This window comes from Paraburkholderia sediminicola (genome assembly GCF_902859805.1).
Lineage (GTDB): Bacteria > Pseudomonadota > Gammaproteobacteria > Burkholderiales > Burkholderiaceae > Paraburkholderia > Paraburkholderia sediminicola.
In genome coordinates, this window is record NZ_CADIKC010000001.1 from 1,142,365 (window position 1) to 1,163,271 (window position 20,907).

General features: G+C 61.0%; 21 protein-coding genes. 12 read left to right on the forward strand and 9 right to left on the reverse strand.

Annotation, left to right across the window (positions count from 1 at the left end):
• The first annotated feature begins 204 nt into the window (after positions 1–204).
• The 4 genes from R8871_RS05065 (at position 205) to R8871_RS05080 (ending at position 4,628) form a co-directional block, all read left to right on the forward strand.
• Positions 205–960, forward strand: a complete 756-nt coding sequence (locus R8871_RS05065; protein WP_175049333.1) for a response regulator transcription factor — start codon at positions 205–207, stop codon at positions 958–960.
• Positions 957–2,450: a sensor histidine kinase gene (locus R8871_RS05070; RefSeq protein WP_175049334.1), complete on the forward strand. Its 1,494-nt coding sequence runs from the start codon at positions 957–959 to the stop codon at positions 2,448–2,450. The genes R8871_RS05065 and R8871_RS05070 overlap by 4 nt, the downstream gene beginning before the upstream one ends.
• 254 nt (positions 2,451–2,704) lie before the next feature.
• Positions 2,705–3,361 carry a peroxiredoxin gene (locus R8871_RS05075; RefSeq protein WP_175049335.1) on the forward strand — a complete coding sequence of 219 codons (657 nt, stop codon included), beginning with the start codon at positions 2,705–2,707 and terminating at the stop codon, positions 3,359–3,361.
• Positions 3,362–3,557: 196 nt separating this feature from the next.
• Complete coding sequence (locus tag R8871_RS05080) at positions 3,558–4,628, forward strand: rhodanese-like domain-containing protein (RefSeq protein ID WP_175049992.1); 1,071 nt, start codon at positions 3,558–3,560, stop codon at positions 4,626–4,628.
• Between the two features lie 61 nt (positions 4,629–4,689).
• Here R8871_RS05080 and R8871_RS05085 read toward each other — a convergent pair whose 3' ends face one another.
• Positions 4,690–5,925, reverse strand: coding sequence for an NADH:flavin oxidoreductase/NADH oxidase family protein (locus R8871_RS05085; protein ID WP_175049336.1), 1,236 nt, complete (start codon positions 5,923–5,925; stop codon positions 4,690–4,692).
• A 70-nt stretch (positions 5,926–5,995) separates the two neighbouring features.
• Here R8871_RS05085 and R8871_RS05090 point away from each other — a divergent pair, with 70 nt between their 5' ends.
• Positions 5,996–6,433 (forward strand): MerR family transcriptional regulator, encoded by a 438-nt coding sequence (locus R8871_RS05090; RefSeq protein WP_175049337.1) that lies wholly within the window; start codon positions 5,996–5,998, stop codon positions 6,431–6,433.
• Positions 6,434–6,463: 30 nt separating this feature from the next.
• Here the strand turns inward: R8871_RS05090 and R8871_RS05095 are convergent, their stop codons facing one another.
• Together R8871_RS05095 and R8871_RS05100 are read right to left on the reverse strand one after the other, a co-directional pair.
• Positions 6,464–6,889 carry a hypothetical protein gene (locus R8871_RS05095; RefSeq protein WP_175049338.1) on the reverse strand — a complete coding sequence of 142 codons (426 nt, stop codon included), beginning with the start codon at positions 6,887–6,889 and terminating at the stop codon, positions 6,464–6,466.
• Between the two features lie 90 nt (positions 6,890–6,979).
• Positions 6,980–8,551: an MFS transporter gene (locus tag R8871_RS05100; protein WP_175049339.1), complete on the reverse strand. Its 1,572-nt coding sequence runs from the start codon at positions 8,549–8,551 to the stop codon at positions 6,980–6,982.
• A gap of 167 nt (positions 8,552–8,718) precedes the next feature.
• On the opposite strand from R8871_RS05100, the gene R8871_RS05105 reads away from it, so the two are divergent.
• On the forward strand, positions 8,719–9,609 hold the full coding sequence (locus R8871_RS05105; RefSeq protein WP_175049340.1) for a LysR substrate-binding domain-containing protein: 891 nt from the start codon (positions 8,719–8,721) through the stop codon (positions 9,607–9,609).
• A 217-nt stretch (positions 9,610–9,826) separates the two neighbouring features.
• Positions 9,827–11,488: an alkaline phosphatase family protein gene (locus tag R8871_RS05110; RefSeq protein ID WP_175049341.1), complete on the forward strand. Its 1,662-nt coding sequence runs from the start codon at positions 9,827–9,829 to the stop codon at positions 11,486–11,488.
• A 60-nt stretch (positions 11,489–11,548) separates the two neighbouring features.
• Here the strand turns inward: R8871_RS05110 and R8871_RS05115 are convergent, their stop codons facing one another.
• The 3 genes from R8871_RS05115 to R8871_RS05125 all read right to left on the reverse strand — a co-directional run bounded on the left by R8871_RS05115 (position 11,549) and on the right by R8871_RS05125 (position 13,115).
• Positions 11,549–11,752 (reverse strand): hypothetical protein, encoded by a 204-nt coding sequence (locus R8871_RS05115; protein WP_175049342.1) that lies wholly within the window; start codon positions 11,750–11,752, stop codon positions 11,549–11,551.
• A 64-nt stretch (positions 11,753–11,816) separates the two neighbouring features.
• A complete protein-coding gene (locus tag R8871_RS05120; protein ID WP_233464891.1) occupies positions 11,817–12,149 on the reverse strand; it encodes a hypothetical protein in 333 nt (110 codons plus the stop codon).
• A 201-nt stretch (positions 12,150–12,350) separates the two neighbouring features.
• Positions 12,351–13,115 (reverse strand): SDR family oxidoreductase, encoded by a 765-nt coding sequence (locus R8871_RS05125; protein WP_175049343.1) that lies wholly within the window; start codon positions 13,113–13,115, stop codon positions 12,351–12,353.
• 139 nt (positions 13,116–13,254) lie between these two features.
• Between R8871_RS05125 and R8871_RS05130 the strand changes: the two genes are divergently transcribed.
• Positions 13,255–14,172 carry a LysR family transcriptional regulator gene (locus R8871_RS05130; RefSeq protein ID WP_175049344.1) on the forward strand — a complete coding sequence of 306 codons (918 nt, stop codon included), beginning with the start codon at positions 13,255–13,257 and terminating at the stop codon, positions 14,170–14,172.
• 69 nt (positions 14,173–14,241) lie between these two features.
• On the opposite strand, the gene R8871_RS05135 is transcribed toward R8871_RS05130, so the two are convergent.
• On the reverse strand, positions 14,242–14,997 hold the full coding sequence (locus tag R8871_RS05135) for an SDR family oxidoreductase (protein WP_175049345.1): 756 nt from the start codon (positions 14,995–14,997) through the stop codon (positions 14,242–14,244).
• 54 nt (positions 14,998–15,051) lie between these two features.
• A complete protein-coding gene (locus R8871_RS05140) occupies positions 15,052–15,453 on the reverse strand; it encodes a nuclear transport factor 2 family protein (protein ID WP_175049346.1) in 402 nt (133 codons plus the stop codon).
• A gap of 228 nt (positions 15,454–15,681) precedes the next feature.
• On the opposite strand from R8871_RS05140, the gene R8871_RS05145 reads away from it, so the two are divergent.
• Both R8871_RS05145 and R8871_RS05150 read left to right on the forward strand, forming a co-directional pair.
• Positions 15,682–16,320 (forward strand): TetR/AcrR family transcriptional regulator, encoded by a 639-nt coding sequence (locus R8871_RS05145; RefSeq protein ID WP_175049993.1) that lies wholly within the window; start codon positions 15,682–15,684, stop codon positions 16,318–16,320.
• A gap of 258 nt (positions 16,321–16,578) precedes the next feature.
• Positions 16,579–17,715 carry a branched-chain amino acid ABC transporter substrate-binding protein gene (locus R8871_RS05150; protein ID WP_175049347.1) on the forward strand — a complete coding sequence of 379 codons (1,137 nt, stop codon included), beginning with the start codon at positions 16,579–16,581 and terminating at the stop codon, positions 17,713–17,715.
• Between the two features lie 105 nt (positions 17,716–17,820).
• On the opposite strand, the gene R8871_RS05155 is transcribed toward R8871_RS05150, so the two are convergent.
• Positions 17,821–18,297 (reverse strand): Lrp/AsnC family transcriptional regulator, encoded by a 477-nt coding sequence (locus R8871_RS05155; RefSeq protein WP_175049348.1) that lies wholly within the window; start codon positions 18,295–18,297, stop codon positions 17,821–17,823.
• Between the two features lie 170 nt (positions 18,298–18,467).
• Here R8871_RS05155 and R8871_RS05160 point away from each other — a divergent pair, with 170 nt between their 5' ends.
• Together R8871_RS05160 and R8871_RS05165 are read left to right on the forward strand one after the other, a co-directional pair.
• A complete protein-coding gene (locus R8871_RS05160) occupies positions 18,468–19,697 on the forward strand; it encodes a diaminopropionate ammonia-lyase (protein ID WP_175049349.1) in 1,230 nt (409 codons plus the stop codon).
• A gap of 36 nt (positions 19,698–19,733) precedes the next feature.
• On the forward strand, positions 19,734–20,897 hold the full coding sequence (locus tag R8871_RS05165; RefSeq protein ID WP_175049350.1) for a M20 aminoacylase family protein: 1,164 nt from the start codon (positions 19,734–19,736) through the stop codon (positions 20,895–20,897).
• Positions 20,898–20,907: the final 10 nt, after the last annotated feature.

A 20,907-nucleotide genomic window follows, 5' to 3' on the forward strand; every position in this document is an offset into this window, starting at 1 on the left:
ATCAGCAGATGGCGCAGCGCAAAGCGAGCGGAAAGTGCCCACATCCTAGGGCGCGAGGGGTGTCAAAGTCCTCACGAAAAGTTAAATTAAATGTGATAACTCGCCGCCCGGAAATTTTGCACAATGGTGCAACGGCCCGTTTTTGCGGGCGCCCTGTCTTTCCACCGCCCTGAACCACGCCCTTACCCGCGGCCAAAGCCCTCCATGGACCCATTGAAGCGCATCCTGATCGTTGAAGACGACGTCGACATCGCCAACGTGCTGAGCCTTCATCTGCGCGACGAGCGCTACGAAGTCGTGCACAGCGCCGACGGCAGCGAAGGGCTGCGTCTGCTGGAGCAAGGCGGCTGGGACGCGCTGATCCTCGACCTGATGCTGCCCGGCGTCGACGGCCTGGAAATCTGCCGGCGCGCCCGCGCGATGACGCGCTATACGCCGATCATCATCACCAGCGCGCGTTCGAGCGAAGTGCACCGGATCCTCGGCCTCGAACTCGGCGCCGACGACTACCTGGCCAAGCCGTTCTCGGTGCTCGAACTGGTTGCGCGCGTCAAAGCCTTGCTGCGGCGCGTCGAAGCCATGGCGAAAAACTCGCGCATCGACGCGGGCAGTCTGCAGCTCGCCGGACTCACAATCGATCCACTGACGCGCGAGGCCACAGTGGACAGTCAGCCGATTGAGCTGACGCCGCGTGAATTCGACCTGCTGTATTACTTCGCGCAGCATCCCGGCAAAGTGTTCTCGCGGATGGACCTGCTCAATGCCGTGTGGGGCTATCAGCACGAGGGCTACGAACACACCGTCAACACCCACATCAACCGCCTGCGCGCGAAGATCGAGACCGACCCCGCCCAGCCCGAGCGCATCCTGACCGTCTGGGGGCGCGGCTACAAGCTGGCTATGCCCGGCAATCCAGGCGACGGACCCACGCCCGCCGGCGCACCTCAGGACGCGCCGTGAATCTGACACTGACCCAGCGCCTCTCGCTCGTCTTCTCCGCGCTGCTGCTGGCGTGCTGTGGCGCGTCAGCGTGGCTGCAGATCCGGTCGAGCGACCTGCACGAAAAGGAAGTCGTGCAGCGCCTGTCGAAGGATCTCGCCAACCATATCGCGCATCGCACAACGCTGATGGACGCGAACGGCCTGCGGCCCGACGCGGTGCGCCAGTTGTTCGGCCAGTTGATGATGGTGAATCCGAGCGTCGAGGTGTATCTGCTTGACAACCAGGGGCGCATCGAAGGCGACGACGCCCCTGCGGGCCACGTCAAGCGCGCTCAGGTGGATCTCACGCCCGTCCGGCAATTCATCGCCGGGGACGCGTTGCCGATCCTGGGCGACGACCCGCGCAGCGTCGACGGGAAGAAGGTGTTTAGCGCCGCGCCGCTGCAATTGAGCGGGCAACCGCCGTCCGGCTATATCTACGTGGTCCTGCTCGGCGAGGAACACGACGCGCTCGCCGCGCGCGTGGCTGCCAGCTCGGTGCTGCGCACCACGCTCTGGTCGATGGCGCTGGTCGCGCTGCTGGGATTGCTTGCGGGGTTGACGGCATTCGGCCTGATCACGCGGCCGCTGCGCCGCCTCACCGACGCCATGCGCCGTTTCGATGCCGACGGCGAGCCGGACACCCAGCCGGCAGTGCCACGCTCGTCGCCTGCCGGACGGCGCGACGAAATCGGCGTACTCGAGGCGACGTTCGCGCAGATGGCCAACCGCATCGGCGAGCAGTGGCGCGCGCTGACACGCCAGGATCAGCAGCGGCGCGAACTGATCGCCAATATTTCGCACGATCTGCGCACGCCGCTGACCTCGCTGCATGGCTACCTCGAGACGCTGTCGCTCAAAGCCGAGACGCTCGGTGAAACGGAGCGCAAACGCTATCTGGCGATTGCGCTCGCACAGAGCGTCAAGGTCGGGCGGCTCGCGCAGGCGCTATTCGAACTGGCCCGGCTCGAACACGGCAACGCGCAACCGGCGCTCGAGCCGTTCTCGCTGGTCGACCTGGTTCAGGACGTCTTCCAGAAATTCGAATTGCCGGCCGAGGCGCGGCACATCCAGTTGCGCGCCGATTTCCCCCCTCGTCTGCCGGCGATCTACGCCGATCTGGGGATGATCGAGCGCGTGCTGACGAACCTGCTCGACAACGCGATTCGCCATACACCCTCCGGCGGCTCGATCGACGTCGATCTCGCGCACAAGGACGGCAAGGTATCGGTCACGGTCAGCGACACCGGTCCCGGCATTCCAGCGGAGCAGCGCGAAGGCCTGTTCGAACGTCCGTTCAGTTCAGGTGGCGGGCATCGCGGCGGCGGACTCGGCCTGCTGATCGTGCAACGCATGCTGCAGTTGCATCACAGCCAGATACGCCTAATCGATCGTGAGGGAACGGGCACGGCATTCTGTTTCGAGCTGCCGACCACCGAAAAGCCGGCTGTCGCCGGCATCCCGCTCTGACTTTTTTGTTCTACGCTATAGGAGCGACCCGCAGCGCGTCCGAATGTCTTTCCCGCATCCCGGTTATTTGAGAGCATCTCTGAATCTGCTGCGTCCGCAGACGGTCCTCCGGCTCGATATGGAGCAATACGGTGTAAACCGCCGGAGGGTAGTTTCTAGTCAGACCAATTGCCACTCAACACCCAGGTAGCCCACGGGACGTTACGCCGACCGCGGCACGGGTACCTCGGTGCACTCACCTATGGAGACTGAAGATGTCGATTCGACTAGGAGAAAACGCTCCTGATTTCACTGCCGAAACCACCGAAGGAACGATCCATTTTCACGAATGGATCGGAGACCACTGGGCGATCCTGTTTTCGCATCCGAAGGATTTCACCCCAGTTTGCACGACGGAACTCGGCTACCTGGCGGGTCTCAAGCCAGAATTCGATAAGCGCAACACGAAAGTTATCGGGCTCAGCATCGATCCCGTGAGCGACCACAAGGAGTGGGTCAAGGATATCGCGGAGACGCAGGGCCACGCGATCAACTACCCGCTGATCGGCGACCCGGACCTGACAGTCGCGAAGCTCTACGACATGATTCATCCCGAGGCGAGCGGCGGCGGCCCGCGCACCGCGGTGGACAACGCAACCGTACGCGCCGTGTTTCTCATCGGACCGGACAAGAAGGTCAAAGCCTCGCTCGTCTATCCGATGAGTGCTGGCCGCAATTTCGACGAAGTGCTTCGGCTGCTCGATGCCCTGCAACTCAACGCGAAACATACGGTGGCGACGCCGGTAAACTGGAAGCCAGGCGAAGACGTGATCATTCCAACCTCCGTTTCCAACGATGCCGCGATGCAAAAATATCCGGATGGTTTCAAAACCGTGAAGCCTTATCTGCGATACGTTACGCAACCGAAGTAAAAAAACGCGCATTGATTGGAGCGGCGAACGCCAGATAGTGCGAAGTCCGGTGGCCGATGCGAGTCCGGGTGCGCCCACGTGCCCGGACCGCTGAACGGGGTGCGTCCAGTTTGATTGCCTGAAGGACGATTTGGCGACGCTCCAGGGGCCGCGATCCTTAACCGCTCGCAAAAGCGGGCCGCGGGGTGAAATCGTGTTGATCTTCAGACAGCTGTTCGATCAGCAATCCTCGACCTATACGTATCTTCTTGCCGACAGCGCAACGCGAGAGGCCGTGCTGGTCGATCCGGTATTCGAACAGGTGCGCCGGGATGCCGCGCTGATCGAAGAGCTCGGATTGCATCTGCTTTACACAATCGACACCCACGTCCACGCCGATCACGTGACCGGTGCATGGATGCTGAATCGCCGCACAGGTAGCCGGATTGCGATCTCGGCTGCAAGCGGCGCCGAAGGCGCGGACCGCTATCTGAGCCAAGGCGACAAGGTCGCGTTTGGCACGAGGTATCTGGGCGTACGCGCGACGCCCGGTCATACCGATGGATGCATCACACTCGTACTCGACAACGAGACCATGGCGTTTACCGGCGACTGCCTGCTAATCAGAGGCACCGGCCGCACGGATTTCCAGGGCGGTGACGCGCACGCCATGTTTCGCGCGGTCCACAACCACATCTTTACGCTACCTTCCGCGTGCCTGCTTTACCCAGCCCACGACTATCGCGGTTTGACGGTCACCAGCGTGGATGAAGAGCGGCGCTTCAATCCGCGTCTTGGCGGTGAATTGTGCGAAGACGATTTCACCGGATACATGACGAACCTGCATCTGGCGCATCCCAAGCAGATCGACGTGGCGGTACCCGCAAACCTGAAATGCGGCCTGGCGGCGAGCTACCCCGCGCAGATAGCGGAGCCCGATTGGGCGCCACTGACGTGCAGCTTTGCGGGCATCTGGGAAATCAATGCCCAGTGGCTCGAGGAAAATCTGCGTGCGGTCGAGATCCTCGACGTGCGCGAGCCCGACGAGTTCAGCGGGCCGCTAGGGCGCATCCCCCTTGCAAGGCTCATTCCATTGGGCGAGCTCGCCAGGCGCGCGGCCGAACTCACGAAGGAACGCCCGATCGTGACTGTCTGCCGGGCCGGCGGACGGTCGGCACAAGCCACGGTCATGCTGCGACAGGCCGGATTCGAGCAGGTTGCGAACCTGCCTGGCGGCATGCTCCGCTGGCGTGCGGAAGGCCGCGTCGTCGAAAACGCCAGCATGTAGCGGAATCGTCAATCGCCGGCTGATGGCTAAGCATCGGCCAGGCGGCGTCTGATTTAGCGCTTCACGCGTGCTCCTGCTTCCATTGCCGATAACGCCGCGTCAGCCGCCGCGTGCGCAGTTGATCGAGTATCAATGTCAAGATCGCGGAATACCGGGCGGGCGCCGTGCGTCCCGTGCCGAGCGAACGCAGACGGCGTTTGACGAGCGCCATGCGCGCGAGTCCCGCAAGTGCCCGGTCGCGCCACTCGACCGGCTGAATGTGCGCCCCGAGATCGGCGCCTGCCTGCCAGCGTGCCGGCAAATCGGGCATCACAGCGAGCGCCGTGGCCATGCCGACGACGGCGACGCCGCTGTTCAGCACCTGCTCGGCTACGGCGCGGCGCCGGATGCCGCCGGTGGTCATGACAGGCATCGTGGCGACGCCGGCCAGATCCTTGGCGAATTCGAGGAAATAGGCTTCGCGCGCGAGGGTGCGCCCGTCGGCCGTGTCGCCCTGCATCGCGGGGCTTTCGTAGCTGCCGCCGGATAGCTCGACCAGGTCGACCGACAGGTCATTCAGCCACAGCACGACTTGGCGGGCATCCTCTTCCGAAAAGCCACCGCGCTGAAAGTCAGCGGAGTTCAGTTTGACGGCCACGCAAAAACCCGGTGAAACCCTTGCGCGTACCGCACCCACCACGTCCAGCAAGAGACGGGCACGGTTGGCCAGGTCGCCGCCCCAACGGTCGGCGCGGCGATTGGTCAGCGGCGAAAGGAACTGCGAGATCAAATAGCCGTGCGCGGCGTGAATTTCCACACCAGTAAAGCCCGCCTGTTCGGCCGCGTGCGCCGTCGCGGCAAAGCGGCCGATGGTCTCGCTGATCTCGTCCTCGCTCATGGCGCTCGGTTGCGCGAACAGCTTGCTGTGTTTGCCGAGCGCCATCGGCACCACCGAAGGCGCCCACGCCATGCCGCCCATTGCCGCCAGCACCTGCCGGCCCGGATGATTGATCTGCATCCACACCTGAGCACCGCGGCTGCGCGCCGCTTGTGCCCACTGCTTAAAGGGTGCGAGAGGCGTATTGGCATCGAGCACGATCCCGCCAGGCCCGGTCAGCGCCCGGCCGTCGATCATCACGTTGCCCGTGACGATAAGACCTGCGCCACCTTCGGCCCACGAGCGGTATAGGCGATGGATGGTTTCGCCAGGCAGTTGCCCCGCGTCGGCCAGGTTTTCTTCCATCGCCGCTTTGGCGAGGCGATTGGGCAGCCAGCTGCCGTTGGGCAACTGCACGGGCGTGAACAGCGATGTAGTCATGGCGGAGTCAGCATACAAAATGAGCGATGCCGCTATACTAAGATTCAAGTCAACTTGAAGGTCAAGCGTTATGAGAATCGGCGAACTCGCGGAGAAAACCGGTCTCGCGCCGTCTGCCATCCGCTTTTATGAGCAGAGCGGCTTGTTGCCCGAACCGGAGCGCAGTCCGAACGGTTATCGCGTCTACTCGGAGCAGGCCATTGGGCGCCTGCGCATGGTTCAGTTGGCGCAGAATCTGGGCTTTCCGCTCGACAGATTGCGTGAGGCCTTCACCGGTGACGAGGTCTATCCGAAAGAGGATTTGCTGCACAAACTCGATACGCGTCTCGAGGAGATCGAGCAACTCATGATCGCCCTGCGTACGCAGCGAAAGACGCTACGCACGCTTCGCACCACGCTCAGCGAGACGTGGGCTGCAGGAAAGTGTGTCGACGGCGTGGAGCTGGCCAATCAGCTCCTGGCACAGCAGCAGGAACCGGTGCGCCGGTCAAAAAGCCGGCACGAATGAAGCAGATCGCGCGCGCACCGCGATCAAAGCTTATTTGTTGAACGGCGCCTTTTCCGGCTCGGCCGCGTACTTGTCGCGGATCGCGTTCACGCAGTGCGTGAAGCGCGTGCGGAAACCGACGGGATCGGTGCTCGGCGGTGTCAGTCCGTCCGAAGTCACGGTCCAACCGTCGGACGTACGGGCGACATCAAGATCGAAAGAAGGACCCGGCTCGTCCTCAAGAATCACCGTTTCGCGCACATCCCGGTCACCGGCGCGGATGATCGCCATGCATCCCTGGCGGAGCCCGCCCGAAGCACGCTTGTAGACGCTGCCCGGAGCGGGGTTATCGGGCGCGGCGCCGTACATCCGCATTGATTCGAACTGGGGCGGCGTCCCGGTGCTAACGAATGCGGCGTCGGCCTCGGATATCCCGTCACTACAGCCGGTTACCAGGGTGGAGATCGCAGCCAACATGACGCCGGCGGAAGCGCGTCGGAGACTCGATGTGGCGTAGCGTGGCATGGTTGGTCTTGGATTTTGTAATACGTAGCGGTAAGCGGCATTTTAGGGCAAGTCGGCGTTCGTCAGCACGACCAGACGTTTCTCACGATCCGCCAACGCATCGTCATCGGCGCGAGCGCGGGCGAGAACCACGAATATCGCAATCGCGCACAGCAGCGTGATGACAGTTAAGCCTTCCAGCAAAAGACTGAAGGCGTCGGTGTAGATGTGCAGCAATGTCGCGCGGGCGACGTCCGGAAGGAGCGCCGACGCGCGATCGAGATCGCCGGCGGCAAGTCGCGCAGCGGCTTCTGATACTTCAGCGGATCGGGCATGGGATCCCAGGGCTGCCAGCAGACGTGCCTGCGTGATCGCGGCAAGAATTGCGCTGACCGTTGCGAGTGCAATGCATTCGCCGGCCACGCGCGTGGTGCTGAAGATACCCGTCGCCATCCCGGCACGCTCCTTCGGCACGACGCTCACCGACAGTCCATCCATCAATCCCCAAGGCATCCCTGCACCAACACCGATTGTGAGCAAAGGTGCGATCGCCGCATTGCTCGCGCCGTCATGCAACACAATGGTCAGCCAGTACAGGCCGGCTGCGGCGATCAGCAAGCCGATACCCGATATGACGCCGGCGGACATCCAGCGCGTTAGCGTCGCCGCGACGAACGGCACGACGAGCATGGGCGCGGACAGCGCGAGCATCAGCCAGCCAGCGTCGATCTCGTTGTAGCCGTCGGCGCCGACGAAACGCAGCGGCAATACGACGAGCAGCACGATGTAGCAGTAGCAGGTCGCGATGGGCAGCACTTGCACGCCGACAAAACGCGGGTAGCGGAACAAGGACAGATCGAGCATAGGCCGCGCGACCCGCGTTTCGATTACCCAGAACGCGGCGGTCAGCAGTGCCGCGCCCAACAACGATCCGACGACGAACGGGTTCGACCAGCCGCTCTCCGAGGACTGGATCACGCCGAACGTGAAGCACGACAACGCGCCGGTGAACGTCGCGATTCCCGCCCAGTCGATACGCCGCGCGTCCGGGTCGCGCGATTCACGCATCTGCGGCACGCCGAACAGCAGCGACAGGACACCCGCAACAGCCCCCGTCGCGAAGATCGCTCGCCAGCCAAAGCGCTCGATCGTGAAACCCGCCAGCACGGGCCCGAGTGCAAGTCCAAGCCCGAAGGTCGTGCCGAGCAGACTGAACGCGCGGGTGCGCGCACGGCCATCGAACTCCTGCGCGAGAGCCGCCGTCCCACCCGCGAGCGCGGCCGCCGCGGCGACGCCCTGCACGGCGCGCAGCAAATCGACAACGAGGATCGAAGGCGCGAGGCCAAGCAACAGCGAAACCAGCGTGAATCCACTTACACCAATCGCGAATAAGCGCTTGCGTCCAAACCGGTCTGCAAGTGTCCCCGCCGCCATCAGCAGGCTGCCAAAGGTCAGCATGAACGCGTTCGTGATCCAGTTCATCTCGACCGGGCCACCCGCAAGCTCCCGGCCGATCGCGGGCGTTGCCAGCGCCCCCGCCGAAAAACTGAGCGGTAATGCGAGCGCCGCGAGACAAACGGCCGTGAGAATGGCGACTGAGCGCCCCAATGAAACGGAAGAAAAAGTGTTGCTCATCGACGCTCCCCCAACGGAAACCGGTCTGCGCTACGCCGCCTCGGCGCGCACTCCCGGCAGAGCGATCAACGATAATTCGGATTCAATCCGTTAAAAACCCCGTAGAGTTCCGCTGATAAAGGAGTTAAATTCCTGAATTCAATCGACTTTAAGAGCGTCGGAGCTTGATGGACAACCTCAACGGAATCGTCGCGTTTGTGAGCACGGCAGAGGCGCTTAGCTTCGTCGCCGCCGGCCGCAAGCTTGGCATCTCAGCGTCGGCGGTCGGCAAGACGATTGCGAAACTGGAACAGTCGCTCGGCGTGCGGCTCTTTCATCGCACGACACGAAAGGTCACGCTCACCGATGAGGGACGTCATTTCTACGATCGCTGTCGCCAGATACTGGAAGATTTGCGCGATGCTCAGGCCGTGCTGTCGGAGGCCGCGCAAACGCCACGCGGCAAACTGCGTGTCAGCCTGCCCGCGATCGGCTATCGATTCCTGTTCCCCGTGCTGCCGGAATTCACGCGGCTCTATCCCGATGTCGAACTTGATCTGGATTTCAACGACCGGCTCGTGGATGTCGTCGAAGGCGGTTTCGATGCAGTCATCCGTAGCGGCGCGCTGACGGATTCGAGTCTGATGTCGCGTCGTCTCGGCGCCTTCTGCTTCATGCTGTGTGCGTCGCCTCGCTATCTCGCGCAGGCGGGCGTGCCGCGCACGCTGCGCGACCTGGAAGCGCACGCGTGCGTGCGTTACCGGTTTCCAACAACGGGCAAGCTCCAGCCGTGGGGACTGCTGGCGGATGGCAGTGAGCCTGCGAATCTGCGCACGGCGATGACCTTCAACAACATGGAAGCGCTGCGCGAGGCAGTGATCGCAGATTTTGGCATTGGATATATGCCGGACTTTCTGGCCCGCGATGCACTCGCGACAGGCATGCTCACGACGGTGCTCAACGAACTCTGGATCGCCCCAGGACAGTTCTCGATCCTCTGGCCATCGAGCCGGCAATTGTCGCCGAAGCTTAGGGTGTTCGTCGATTTCATGTGCGCGAAACTGTTCAAGACTTCGTGAATCGACGGCTCAAGATGGCCAAATCCCACCGCGCGACCAGACCACGCAATGCTTAAGGAACCCTTAAGCAATACAAACTATTACGTGATTTTCTCACCGTTGCATAAATCGTTAATGCGTTATGGAATCGAAAGCGTCGATTCATCCAGCCGACTCAATTCCACTGCACATTCATCCCCGATTACCAAATGTTTCGTAACAACCAAAAGGACGAGAGATGAAGACGATCAGGAGATGGAAGCGTACGCAAAACGCGATTGGCGTAAGCGTTGCCTTGCTTGCCGGACTGTACTCGCTAGGCGCAGTGGCGGACGATGATCACGAGCATGAGTCAGTGAAACACGTGCTGCTGATTAGCTTCGACGGTTTGCATGAGCAGGACGTCGCACGCTGTATCGGTTCGAATGCATGCCCCAATCTTGCGTTGCTGGCCAAGTCGGGGACGACCTACACCAACGCGCACACGCCACATCTTTCGGATTCATTCCCGGGCCTCGCGGCGCTCGTTACCGGCGGCTCGCCCAAATCCGCGGGCCTGTTCTACGACGTATCGTATGACCGCACGCTCTACGCGCCGTCCGATAGCAGTTGCACCGGCAAGCAAGGCTGGAACGTCGTATTCGACGAGACCACAGGCATCGACGGCGAGAACGGCGGCGCACTGACCAATCTCAACGGTGGCGGCGCGTTCAATCCGCAAGCCATCCCGCATGCGTTGGTCAATGGTGTCTGCACGCCCGTCTATCCGCACAATTATGTGAAGACCAACACGATCTTCGAAGTGGTCAAACGCAACGTGAAAGGTGCGCGCACCGCATGGGCGGACAAACATGCGTGGGGCTACGACTGGCTCAATGGTCCCTCAGGCACAGGCGTCGACGATCTTTCTCGCACCGAGATCAATTCGATTGATCCGGTTACCAAAACGAACTACATCGACGTCTACACGCACACGGAAAAGTTCGACGATCTCCACGTGCAGTCGCTGATCAATGAAATTGACGGCAAGGATTCGACGGGCAAATCCAGCGCCGACATACCCACCGTGTTCGGCACCAACTTCCAGACATTGAGCGTCGCCCAGAAGGCAACGGTCGCGAACGGCGGTGGCTATCTGGATGCGAGCTTCACGCCGGGTCCGCAGGTGACCGGCGCGATTGCTTATCTGGACAACGCCTTGGGTCGCATCGTGTCCGAACTCAAGCAGCGCAACCTTTATTCGTCCACGGCGATCATCGTCACGGCGAAGCATGGGCAGTCCCCGACCGATCATTCGAAGCTGGTCAAGAACGGCGACACGCTCTCCAAACTGCTTGAAGCAAACAACTATCTGGATCCGAACGGCAACTTCGGGCAGAACAATACGAAAAGCGGCAACCTCAATGACGGAACGGGGCTAGTCGATACGGGCTTCGTGCAGACCGATGACGTCGGCCTGATCTGGTTGCGCGATCAAAGCCAATTGCCTGCAGTCGTGAAGACGCTGAAAGACAACCTGAGCTGCAACGCGCCCGGCATCTGTGCGGACGGTCCGCAGGCGTACATTCTGTATGGCGCGCAGTTGAACGGCTGGTTCGGCGATCCGGCACGCGGACGCACGCCTGACATCGTCGTCCAACCGAACCCGGGCGTTATCTATACCTCGAGTACGGCGAAAGACGAAGAGCACGGCGGCAACGCTCCCGACGACAGCCATCTCGGCCTGGTGGTCTACGTGCCTCACGCCCATCACGCTGGTCGGACCAACGACGAGCGTGTGACGACCACGCAGGTCGCGCCGACGATCCTGCGTTTGCTCGACCTGGAACCTGAACTGCTGCACTCGGTCGCTATTGAAGGAACGCGTGCACTACCGGGCTTCGATCGCGAGCATTTCTAAGCGAATGGATGCGCGTGCGAGGCTAATGCCGCGCACGCGCATCGCCGACGACGCTGTTTTTTAATCGCTCGATGTCGTTTCTGACGACGTCGCCGGGGACGTAGACAGCACCTTGATCGACTCCCAACGCGGATGCAGAAGTCGCAACATGGCGAGAATCGCGCTCTTGGAATCTTCTGACACGGTTAGCACGTCACTTCCTGTCTGAACCGCTTTCTTGCCATGCTGGCAATACTGATACTCCACGCGAACCGATACTGACATGATTACGATTTCCTTCCTGTTGAGACTGATCTCTTACGAGTGATCGACGATTGAACGCTACCAGTCAGTCCCGGTTCGACTCGATTCGATTGACGAATCCGCAATCCAGCAGGATCTGACACAAGGCTTCGGGTGAGCAGGATGATCCCGCCACTTCGCTCATCCGGGCGAGAACATCAGAGAACGAAGCAAGAACGCGCCAACTGTCATAGTAAGCATGCAGTTGCGGCACGACTTCATTGCCCAGTTTTTCCCAGCGGACGGAGAGCATACCGACCGTTCCGCCGCCTTCCACCCGGTACAGACCGAAGGTGACGGCCGAGACAACGGCCATCACCCGGCAATAGGAAGCCGGGTTCACATAGAATTCACGCCTAAGACGTTCATCGTTGTTCATCGCCGTTCTCCCCCGAGTTTTTACGGTTGTAACCCGTATAACGGCGCGCAAACGTCGAACCTTGAGTCTCGCAGGGCGTTATGGTTCACAGCGGCCCGCGCGGTATGCACGGGAGTTTCAGGCGGCCGCAGCCGAATTGCCTTGACCGCCTGACGATCTCTTCAAACAAGGCGTCCTGAACGTCGGACGCCATCAAGAGAGTTACGTACGCGTAATCGATGCGCCGCCATCGACCAGCGAAGCAGTACCGGTCACGAACGACGAGTCATCGGATGCGAGATAAAGCACCGAACGGGCGAGTTCTTCCGGTCGTGCAACCCGCTTGAGCGCATGCAAGCCGGTCACGAAGGCTTGCGAATCGGCGGTGTCGTTCATGTCGCGATACATCGGCGTGTCCACGGCGCCGGGCAGAATGGCGTTGACGCGCACACCTTGCGGGCCATATTCGGCAGCCAGCGCTTGCGTCAGCCCAATCAGGCCGGCTTTGCTCGCGGCGTACGCCGCAGTGCCCGGGAAGGCGAACGAGTAACCAACGAACGTCGACGTGAAGATGACCGACCCACCACCGTGCTTCACCATCTCGGGGATCTGGTGCTTTGCGCCCAAAAAGGCGCTCGTCAGATTGGTCGCCAAAGCAGCCGACCAGCCTGCTTCCGACACACCCGAGGTCGGGCCCATTTCACCGAGGGTGCCGGCGTTGTTGTAGGCGATATCGAGCCGGCCGAAGCGGCTGACGGCGAGCGCAACCAGCGCTTTCGCGAAATCCTCGGACTGCACGTCGCCCGCCAGGAACGCGGCCTCGCCGCCTTCGCTGACGATCTCCGCCGCGAGCGTTTCAAGTTCAGCTTCGCGGCGCGCCGCGATCACCACTTTTGCGCCTTCCGCGGCGAACAGTTTTGCGGTGGCACGGCCAATTCCCGCGCTGGCGCCGGTCACGATTGCGACTTTTCCTGATAAGCGTTGCATGTTCAATCTCCTGCTTCAGTGTGTTGACCAGTGCCCAGTGCCTTGGTCCGTGAGAAGCAATATAGGCTTCAGTCACTTTTGCAGGAAGGCTCAATACATGGGTATATCATTCAGCATTTGTGAATGATCGGGGAAAGACATGGACCGGCTGCGTGCTTATGAAGTCTTTGTGACCGTGGTGAGCCGCGGCAGCTTCACGCGCGCCGCCGATGCGCTCGAGACGTCGCCCGCAAACGTAACCCGCTATATGAATGAGCTGGAAGCGCACCTCGGCACACGTCTGCTGAATCGCACTTCGCGCAGGCTTTCTCTGACCGAGGGTGGCGAGACGCTTTACGCCCGCTGCAAATCTATTCTCGACGACGTCGCCGAGACTGAGGGGCTTGTGTCATCGGCGTCGGTCGAACCGCGCGGCCGGTTGCGCATCAATGCGCCTGTGAGCTTTGGCATTCTGCACCTGGCGCCGCTATGGCCCGAGTTCATGCGGAAATACCCCGGCGTGGAACTCGATGTCGCGCTGATTGATCGTGTGGTCGATATCGTCGAGGAAGGCTACGACCTTGCCATTCGCATCTCACGCGCCGGTTCGACCAGCCACGCGGCGCGCAAGCTGGCCACATCGAGAAACATCCTGTGTGCGTCGCCGGAGTACCTCGCGCGTTGCGGATACCCCGCAACGCCAGCCGACCTGATCGAGCATCAATGCATCGGCTACTCGTATGCCGCCACCGGCGACGAGTGGCAACTGATGGACCGTGAACGCAAACCTCACACCGTGAAGGTCAACTGTCACATGCATACCAACAACGGCGATACAGCACGTGCGGCGGCACTCGCCGGGCAAGGCGTGATCTGGCAACCCACCTTTCTTATCGGTAACGACCTGCGCACCGGCAAGCTGGTTCAGGTGTTGCCTGACTATCGCCTGCCTGACATCGACGTCCTCGCCGTGTATCCGAGCCGCCGGCATCTGAGTGCCAAGATACGTGCGATGGTCGATTTCCTCGTCGATGCGTTCGGCGGCGTGCCGCCGTGGGATCGGGATGAGGGAGGTTGAACGAAGGTCGTGCCGCTGCCGCCAGATACGCGTCGATTTGCCTGCGATGCGTATCCGGCAGGCAGTCAATCACCCACCGAAGACTGCCGTCATCTGCGCATTAAAGTTATTGACGAAGGCGTGCTCGCCGGGTCCCGGGTTCGCGCGGAACGCCTTCGCCCCTTCAACCAGCACCTCATCCGCGTCCGTTCCGAGGACAGCGATCGTTTCGTCGATAAAGGCGTCAAGCGGCATCGCCTGTTCGGCTTCGCGGCTGTTCATGAGATCCGTGCGCACCCAGGGCGGTGCGATTTCGAGTACCCGAACGTTTGTGTCCCGCAGCATGAAGCGTTGCGAGAGGACGTACGAATGCAGCGCCGCCTTGGTCGACGAATACACTGACGTCACGGCCAACGGAACGAAAGCGAGGACCGAACTCGTATAGGCGACGACAGCGTCGTTCCGGGTCTTGAGATGATCGAGCAGCGCCGATGTCATGCGGATCGGCCCGATGAGGTTGGTCGTGACCGTGGACACCAGCAGCGCGTCGTCGATGTGGCCACCCGCCTGGTCGGGCTCCATGATCCCGGCGTTGTTGATCAGCACGTTGAGGTCGGGATAGTCCGCGATCAGTTGCGCCGCTACCTTCTCGATGCTGGCCGGGTCGGCAACGTCGAGCTCGATCGCCGCCATGCCGGGATTCGCCGCCACCACCTCGTCGAGATGGCCGCGCCGGCGGCCGCTGATGATGACTTTGTTGCCACGCTTGTGGAGCGCCTCGGCAAGCCCGCGGCCAATGCCCGAACCGCCGCCCGTGATGAAGATCGTGTTTCCGGTGAGTTTCATGATCGTATTCCTGATGAAGTTGAAGTTGATTTGCTGTTGATGAGCTTGGCGTGGTCAGGCAGGAAAGCTGTCGCCGAACATCGGCAGGCCGCTCGCTGATTCCGCCTGGGTCGCTTCGTCCTGAAGCACGTCCCAGTGCTCGGCGAGCTTGCCGTTTTCAAAGCGGACGACGTCGGCTGCGATCCACGCAGCAGGCCGGCCGTGTCCCGAGAAGCGCCCATGTGCAATGACATAGTCGCCCTCGGCCAGGATCAGCTGGTTCTCATAGCGCAAGGTGTCGGGCAGCGTGCGGATCAGGTCGAACAGGCCGTCGCGTCCCGGCGCGATATGAGCGCTATGCTGGATGTAACTGTCTGACCAGAAGCGCGCGGCTGCTGCGTAGTCGCGCTTGTTGAACAGGGTGTCGAATGCTTCCAGCACGAGCGCCTTGTTCTGTTCAGGGGTTGTCTTCGTCATGTCGAAGTCCTCTTTCAAGAGTGAGGTGACGACGCGTTCAGGCGTCGGATAACCGTTGTGCCTCCCGCCGCCTGGACATACAGGTAAAGAAGGCTATACTTAAGACAATGGTGAATGACATTGTCATTGAAATGGATTGTGGGCGGCCACCCTGGCAATGTCAATGGTGATCACCATTGTATTTTTTGATGGGTCTTATTGGGCCGCACTCGGCCAAAGGGAGGGAAAGTGGGTGTTTCCAGGCAGCAGGCGGCGGAAAACCGGCACGCGATCGTGGCAGCGGCTGAGAAGCTGTTTCGCGAACGCGGCGTCGATGCGGTCGGTCTCGCCGAGCTGATGAAAGCGGCGGGCTTTACGCAGGGCGGTTTCTACAACCACTTCAAATCAAAAGACGCGCTGGTCGCCGCGGTGATGGAAAAGGCGATGGAAGAAGGCGGAGAGGCTTATGCTGCTCTGATCGACGGCGCGAAGTCATCGGGCGCTGACCCGGTCAAGTACAACATTGAGTGGTACCTGTCTCCCGAGCATCGCGCGAATATCGAGGCCGGTTGCCCCTGGTCGGGTTTTGTAGGCGACGCCCGCCGATTCGACGACGTCGCGCGCGGCGCTTATGCAGAGGGGCTCGCGGTAAACCTCGCCCGATTCGCCAGGGTCATCGAAGAGACCGAGGGAATCAGCGAAGGCGGCCGCAGCAAGGCGATCACTTTGTTCAGCCAGATGGTTGGTGCGCTGCTGCTTTCGCGTGCTGTTGCAGATGTTGACCCGGCGCTTGCGGATGAAATTCTTGACGAGGGTCGCCAGCATCTGCTCGCTGCGGTGGAGACGCAAGCTGAAACTCAATCGCGGGTGCGTTCGCGGCGGCGGTAGGTCAATGCGTAGTGCGGCGGTGTGACTAGAGCGTTATCGAGACTCACCGCCGCTTCGCGCTCCCGCTGCGACGCGGTCATCAACAATCTCTCACTTCCCCCCATCAGAACGATCAGAAATTGCACCACGGCGCACCCGGTGGATTTTGGCTATCGCAGCGCTCTTTTACGATCGTCATAGCCTCACGCGATCAGAAAAGGCCGCGGAAGTGCCAGCGTTTCCTCCAAACCATCGATGCAACCCAGCGAGCGCCCGAACATGCAAAACCTGAAATTCATTCCTCCCTTCCTCGCGATAGTGTTCGCGGCGCAACCGCTTCTCGCAGAAGCAGACGTCATGGTCAAGATCGGTCAGGTATCGCCGTTGTCCGGCGAACTGGCCCACATCGGCAAGGATGACGAAAACGGTGTCCGGCTCGCAATCGAAGATCTCAACGCGAAGAAACTCCGGATCGGCGGACAGCAGGTCACGTTCGCACTCGATTCGCAGGATGATGGTGCGGATCCGAAAACCGCCGTGACTGTTGCGCAAAAACTGGTCGATGATCGGGTTGCCGGCGTCGTAGGCCACGCCAACTCGGGTACGTCGATCCCCGCATCGAAAATCTACTCGGACGCCGGCATACCGATGATCACCGAGTCGGCAACCAACCCAAAGCTCACGGCGCAAGGTTTTAAAACCGTTTTCCGCATGGTTGCGAACGATGTGCGGCAAGGCACGGTCATCGGCACTTATCTTGTGAAGAACCTGAAGGCCACGAAGATCGCCATCGTCGACGATCGAACAGCCTATGGACAGGGACTGGCCGACGAAGTCGAAAAAGCGGTCAAGGCCTCGGGAGGCACCGTTGTCGCGCGTGAGTACGGTACCGACAAAACCACCAACTGGATGGCGGTCCTCACGACTATCAAGAGCCGCGTTCCGGATGGGATCGTCTTCACGGGCGGAGACACGCAAGCGGCCGCATTCGTCCAGCAGGCTCAGAAGCTTGGTCTGAAAGCCAAACTCATCGCGGGTGACGAGGCCTGTACGCCGCAATTCATCAAACTCGCGGGTGCCGCGATGAACAGCGGCACGTATTGCACGCTGGCGGGCGTACCGCCTTCGCAAATGCCGCAAGGCGACGCGTTCTTCAAGCGCTACCAGCAGCGGTTTGGCGTGCCCGTGCAACTCTACGCGCCGTATGCGTACGACGCCGTCATGGCGATGGCCAGTGCAATGCAGGCGGCCGATTCGGTCGACCCGAAAGTCTATCTGCCCAAGCTACAGAACCTGGCACTGGAGGGTGTGACGGGACAGATCAGGTTTGACGGCAACGGCGACATTCGCAACGGCGCGATTACCGTCCGGCAGTTTGGCCAAGGCGATTGGCACGACACCAGCGTCGTCAGATAAGAGCGGTCGCGACAACGTAGTGGGCATCGTCTGCCGCTTGTCGACAGCGATGCGACGCATACGTTGCGATCCGCCCGGCCCGGCGTCGCGCTCAGACGACATGCGTCAATCGTCGATATCAACAGGCACGCCCAATCCAACCTTCACGCGGCTCATGCTCACGAGCGTCTTGAAGCGCTTCACGTTGTTATTGGAAAAAAACAGTTGCCGGGTCAGGTCGGTGTACTGCTCCATATCGCGCACTGTGAGAATCAGTACGAAATCCCATTCACCCGCGACGTAGTAGCACTGCTGGATCTGCGGGCATTGTTCAAAGGTTCGCTTCATGGAATCGAGCAGATCGATCTGTTCGCTCTCGACTTCCACCGTGGAAACGATGGTGAGAGGACAGCCCACTTTTTCGGGCGAGACGATCGCTGTGTACCGATCAATCACGCCGTCTTCGGCAAGGCGGCGCAGACGGCGGTTCACCGCGGCAGTCGAGAGGTTGACCCGGGCGCCAAGTTCATTTTGCGGGAGTTGAGCGTCCTGCTGGATCTCGGCCAAGAGCTTGCGATCGAAAGCGTCGAGAGTGATAGCCATGAGGCGGGTCCCTGTACGAAAGCGAGAAATTATTGCGTCTGGACGCAAGATTTAGGGATTAATTTAAGCACGTCAAGCAATATTATTTTGGCATTGGTTGACTTATCGATTCCCCGCGGCGGGGAGCCCGACGGTCCTGCCGAACAATCATTCACTGGAGCCACACCGCAATGCTGATCGCGAACGAGCGCGCGTCGCACACCGACTACCCGAACGAACTGAAGGCAATTCTGAACGTGGAGGCCGCCGAACAGAGCCGCGCATGGCTTAAGAACTGGGCGCTTCTCGGTTCCTCGGCTACCCCACTGTGGGATCTTCCCGATGCGGCGGCGCGACTTGGCGTGGCGCGTCTGTGCATCAAGGACGAATCCGTGCGCTCGCCACTCGGCAGCTTCAAGGCGCTGGGCGCGCCTATTGCGCTCGTGCGCCTGATTTTGCGTTTGTGGCCCGAGCACAATCTCGACCCGAAGAGTTTGATCGAGGGACGCTACAAGAGCGTGCTCACGAACCTCGTCGTGATCAGCGCGACCGACGGCAATCACGGCAAAGCGCTGGCCGCAGCGGCACAAACACTCGGATGCAATTGCGTGATCGTTCTGCACGCCAACGTGAGCGCTGAACGCGAGCGAGCCATCGCTGCATACGACGCGCAGATCATTCGTATCAAGGGCAACTACGACGAGTCGGTGGAAGAAGCCGCGCGCCTCGCGAAAGACAACGGCTGGCACGTGGTCTCAGACACATCCTATGAAGGATACGAAGCCATTCCTCGCGACGTCATGCAAGGATACGGCGCGATTGCGGCCGAGATCGTCGAGCAATCCGAAAGTCATGCTGACGAATGCGCATTCACGCATATCTTTCTGCAAGGCGGTGTCGGCGGTCTTGCTGCCGGCGTCGCCAGCTATCTTTGGGAAATTCATGGCAGCAAACGTCCGCGCTTTGTTGTCGTCGAGCCGCAGCAGGCAGACTGCCTGTATCAAAGCGCGCGCGCAGGCCGGCCGGCGAAAGCAACTGGGTCCGTCGATTCAATCATGGCGGGCCTTGCATGTGGCGAAGCTTCACCGCTCGCGTGGAAGATCCTCGAGTCGTGCGTAGACGACTTCATGACGATCAGCGACAAAGACGCGATTGCCGCGATGCGCAGGCTCGCAGCAGGAACGGGTGCGGACGTTCCGCTGGTAGCCGGCGAATCCGGCGCGGCGGGTTACGCGGGCCTCGAAGTCCTCATGCAGGATTCGCAACTGGCACGCGCCGCCGGCCTGAACAAAGATTCGCGCGTTCTGGTGATCAGCACTGAAGGCGCGACGGCGCCGTCGGTCTACCTTGAATGCGTGGGCGAAACAGCCGGTTCGGTTCTTTCACGTCAGGCTCAATGGCTCGAAGCCGCGGTTCGATAAGACAACCTGAATGGCCATCGAAAAGGGATAGATGTTATGGAAATCGCCTTGCAATCGCAGTTGAAGAGTTGGCGTCAGCATCTGCACCAGAACCCGGAAACCGGCTTCGAGGAAGTCGCGACTTCGGACTATGTTGCACGCGCCTTGAAGGCCCTCGGCCTCGACGTGCACCGAGGAATCGGCGGCACCGGACTCGTCGCGAATCTCACGGTCGGCAGCGGCCGTGGCGTGATTGGTCTGCGTGCCGACATGGATGCGCTGAATATCGTGGAGAACGCACCGGATCGCCCGTATGCCTCGCGAACGCAAGGCAAGATGCACGCCTGCGGACACGACGGACATATGTCGATGATTCTCGGGGCCGCGCGCCTGCTTGCCGAGAAGAAGAATTTCAGCGGCACCGTCCGATTCATTTTTCAACCGGCCGAAGAGCATGGCCGCGGTGCGAAAGCGATGATGAACGACGGGCTTTTCGATCGATATCCTGTCGACGCGATCTTTGGCGCGCACAATATGCCCGGCATGGCCGCCGGAACCTTCGCGACACGCGCGGGCGGCATCATGGCCAGCGAAGACAATTTCGTCATCCATATCAAGGCACGTGGTACGCATGCAGCGAGACCGCACATGGGCGTCGATCCGATTGTGATCGCGTCGCAAATCGTGCTGGCATTGCAAACAATCGTGTCCCGCAATCTCGATCCGAGCCTGCAGGCGGTGATCTCCTGCACCGAATTCATTACGGATGGTATCCGCAACGTCATCCCGTCAAACGTAACGATCAAGGGCGATACGCGCAGCTACACGCCCGAAGTCCAGGCCATGCTGGCAACCCGCATGCGAGAAATCAGCGAAGGAATCTGTCACGCGCACGGGGCTGAATGCGCGTTCGAATACACCCACGAATTCGCGCCTACGGTGAATTCACCAGAATATGTGGACCTTGCGGTTTCGGCCGCGCGCAATATCGTCGGCGCAGAAAACGTCGACGCCAGCGTGCAACCCATGATGATCTCCGAGGATTTCGGCGCGTTCCTTCAGGCAGTGCCGGGCAACTTTATTTTTATCGGCAATGGCGAGACGGGGAAGGAAGGGAGTACTCCGCTCCACAACGCCACCTACGATTTCAACGACGAGATCCTGCTCACCGGTGCCCGATACTTTGCCGAAATCGCGCGGCTCGCGCTCCCTGCTGCTTGAGCCGCGCCCC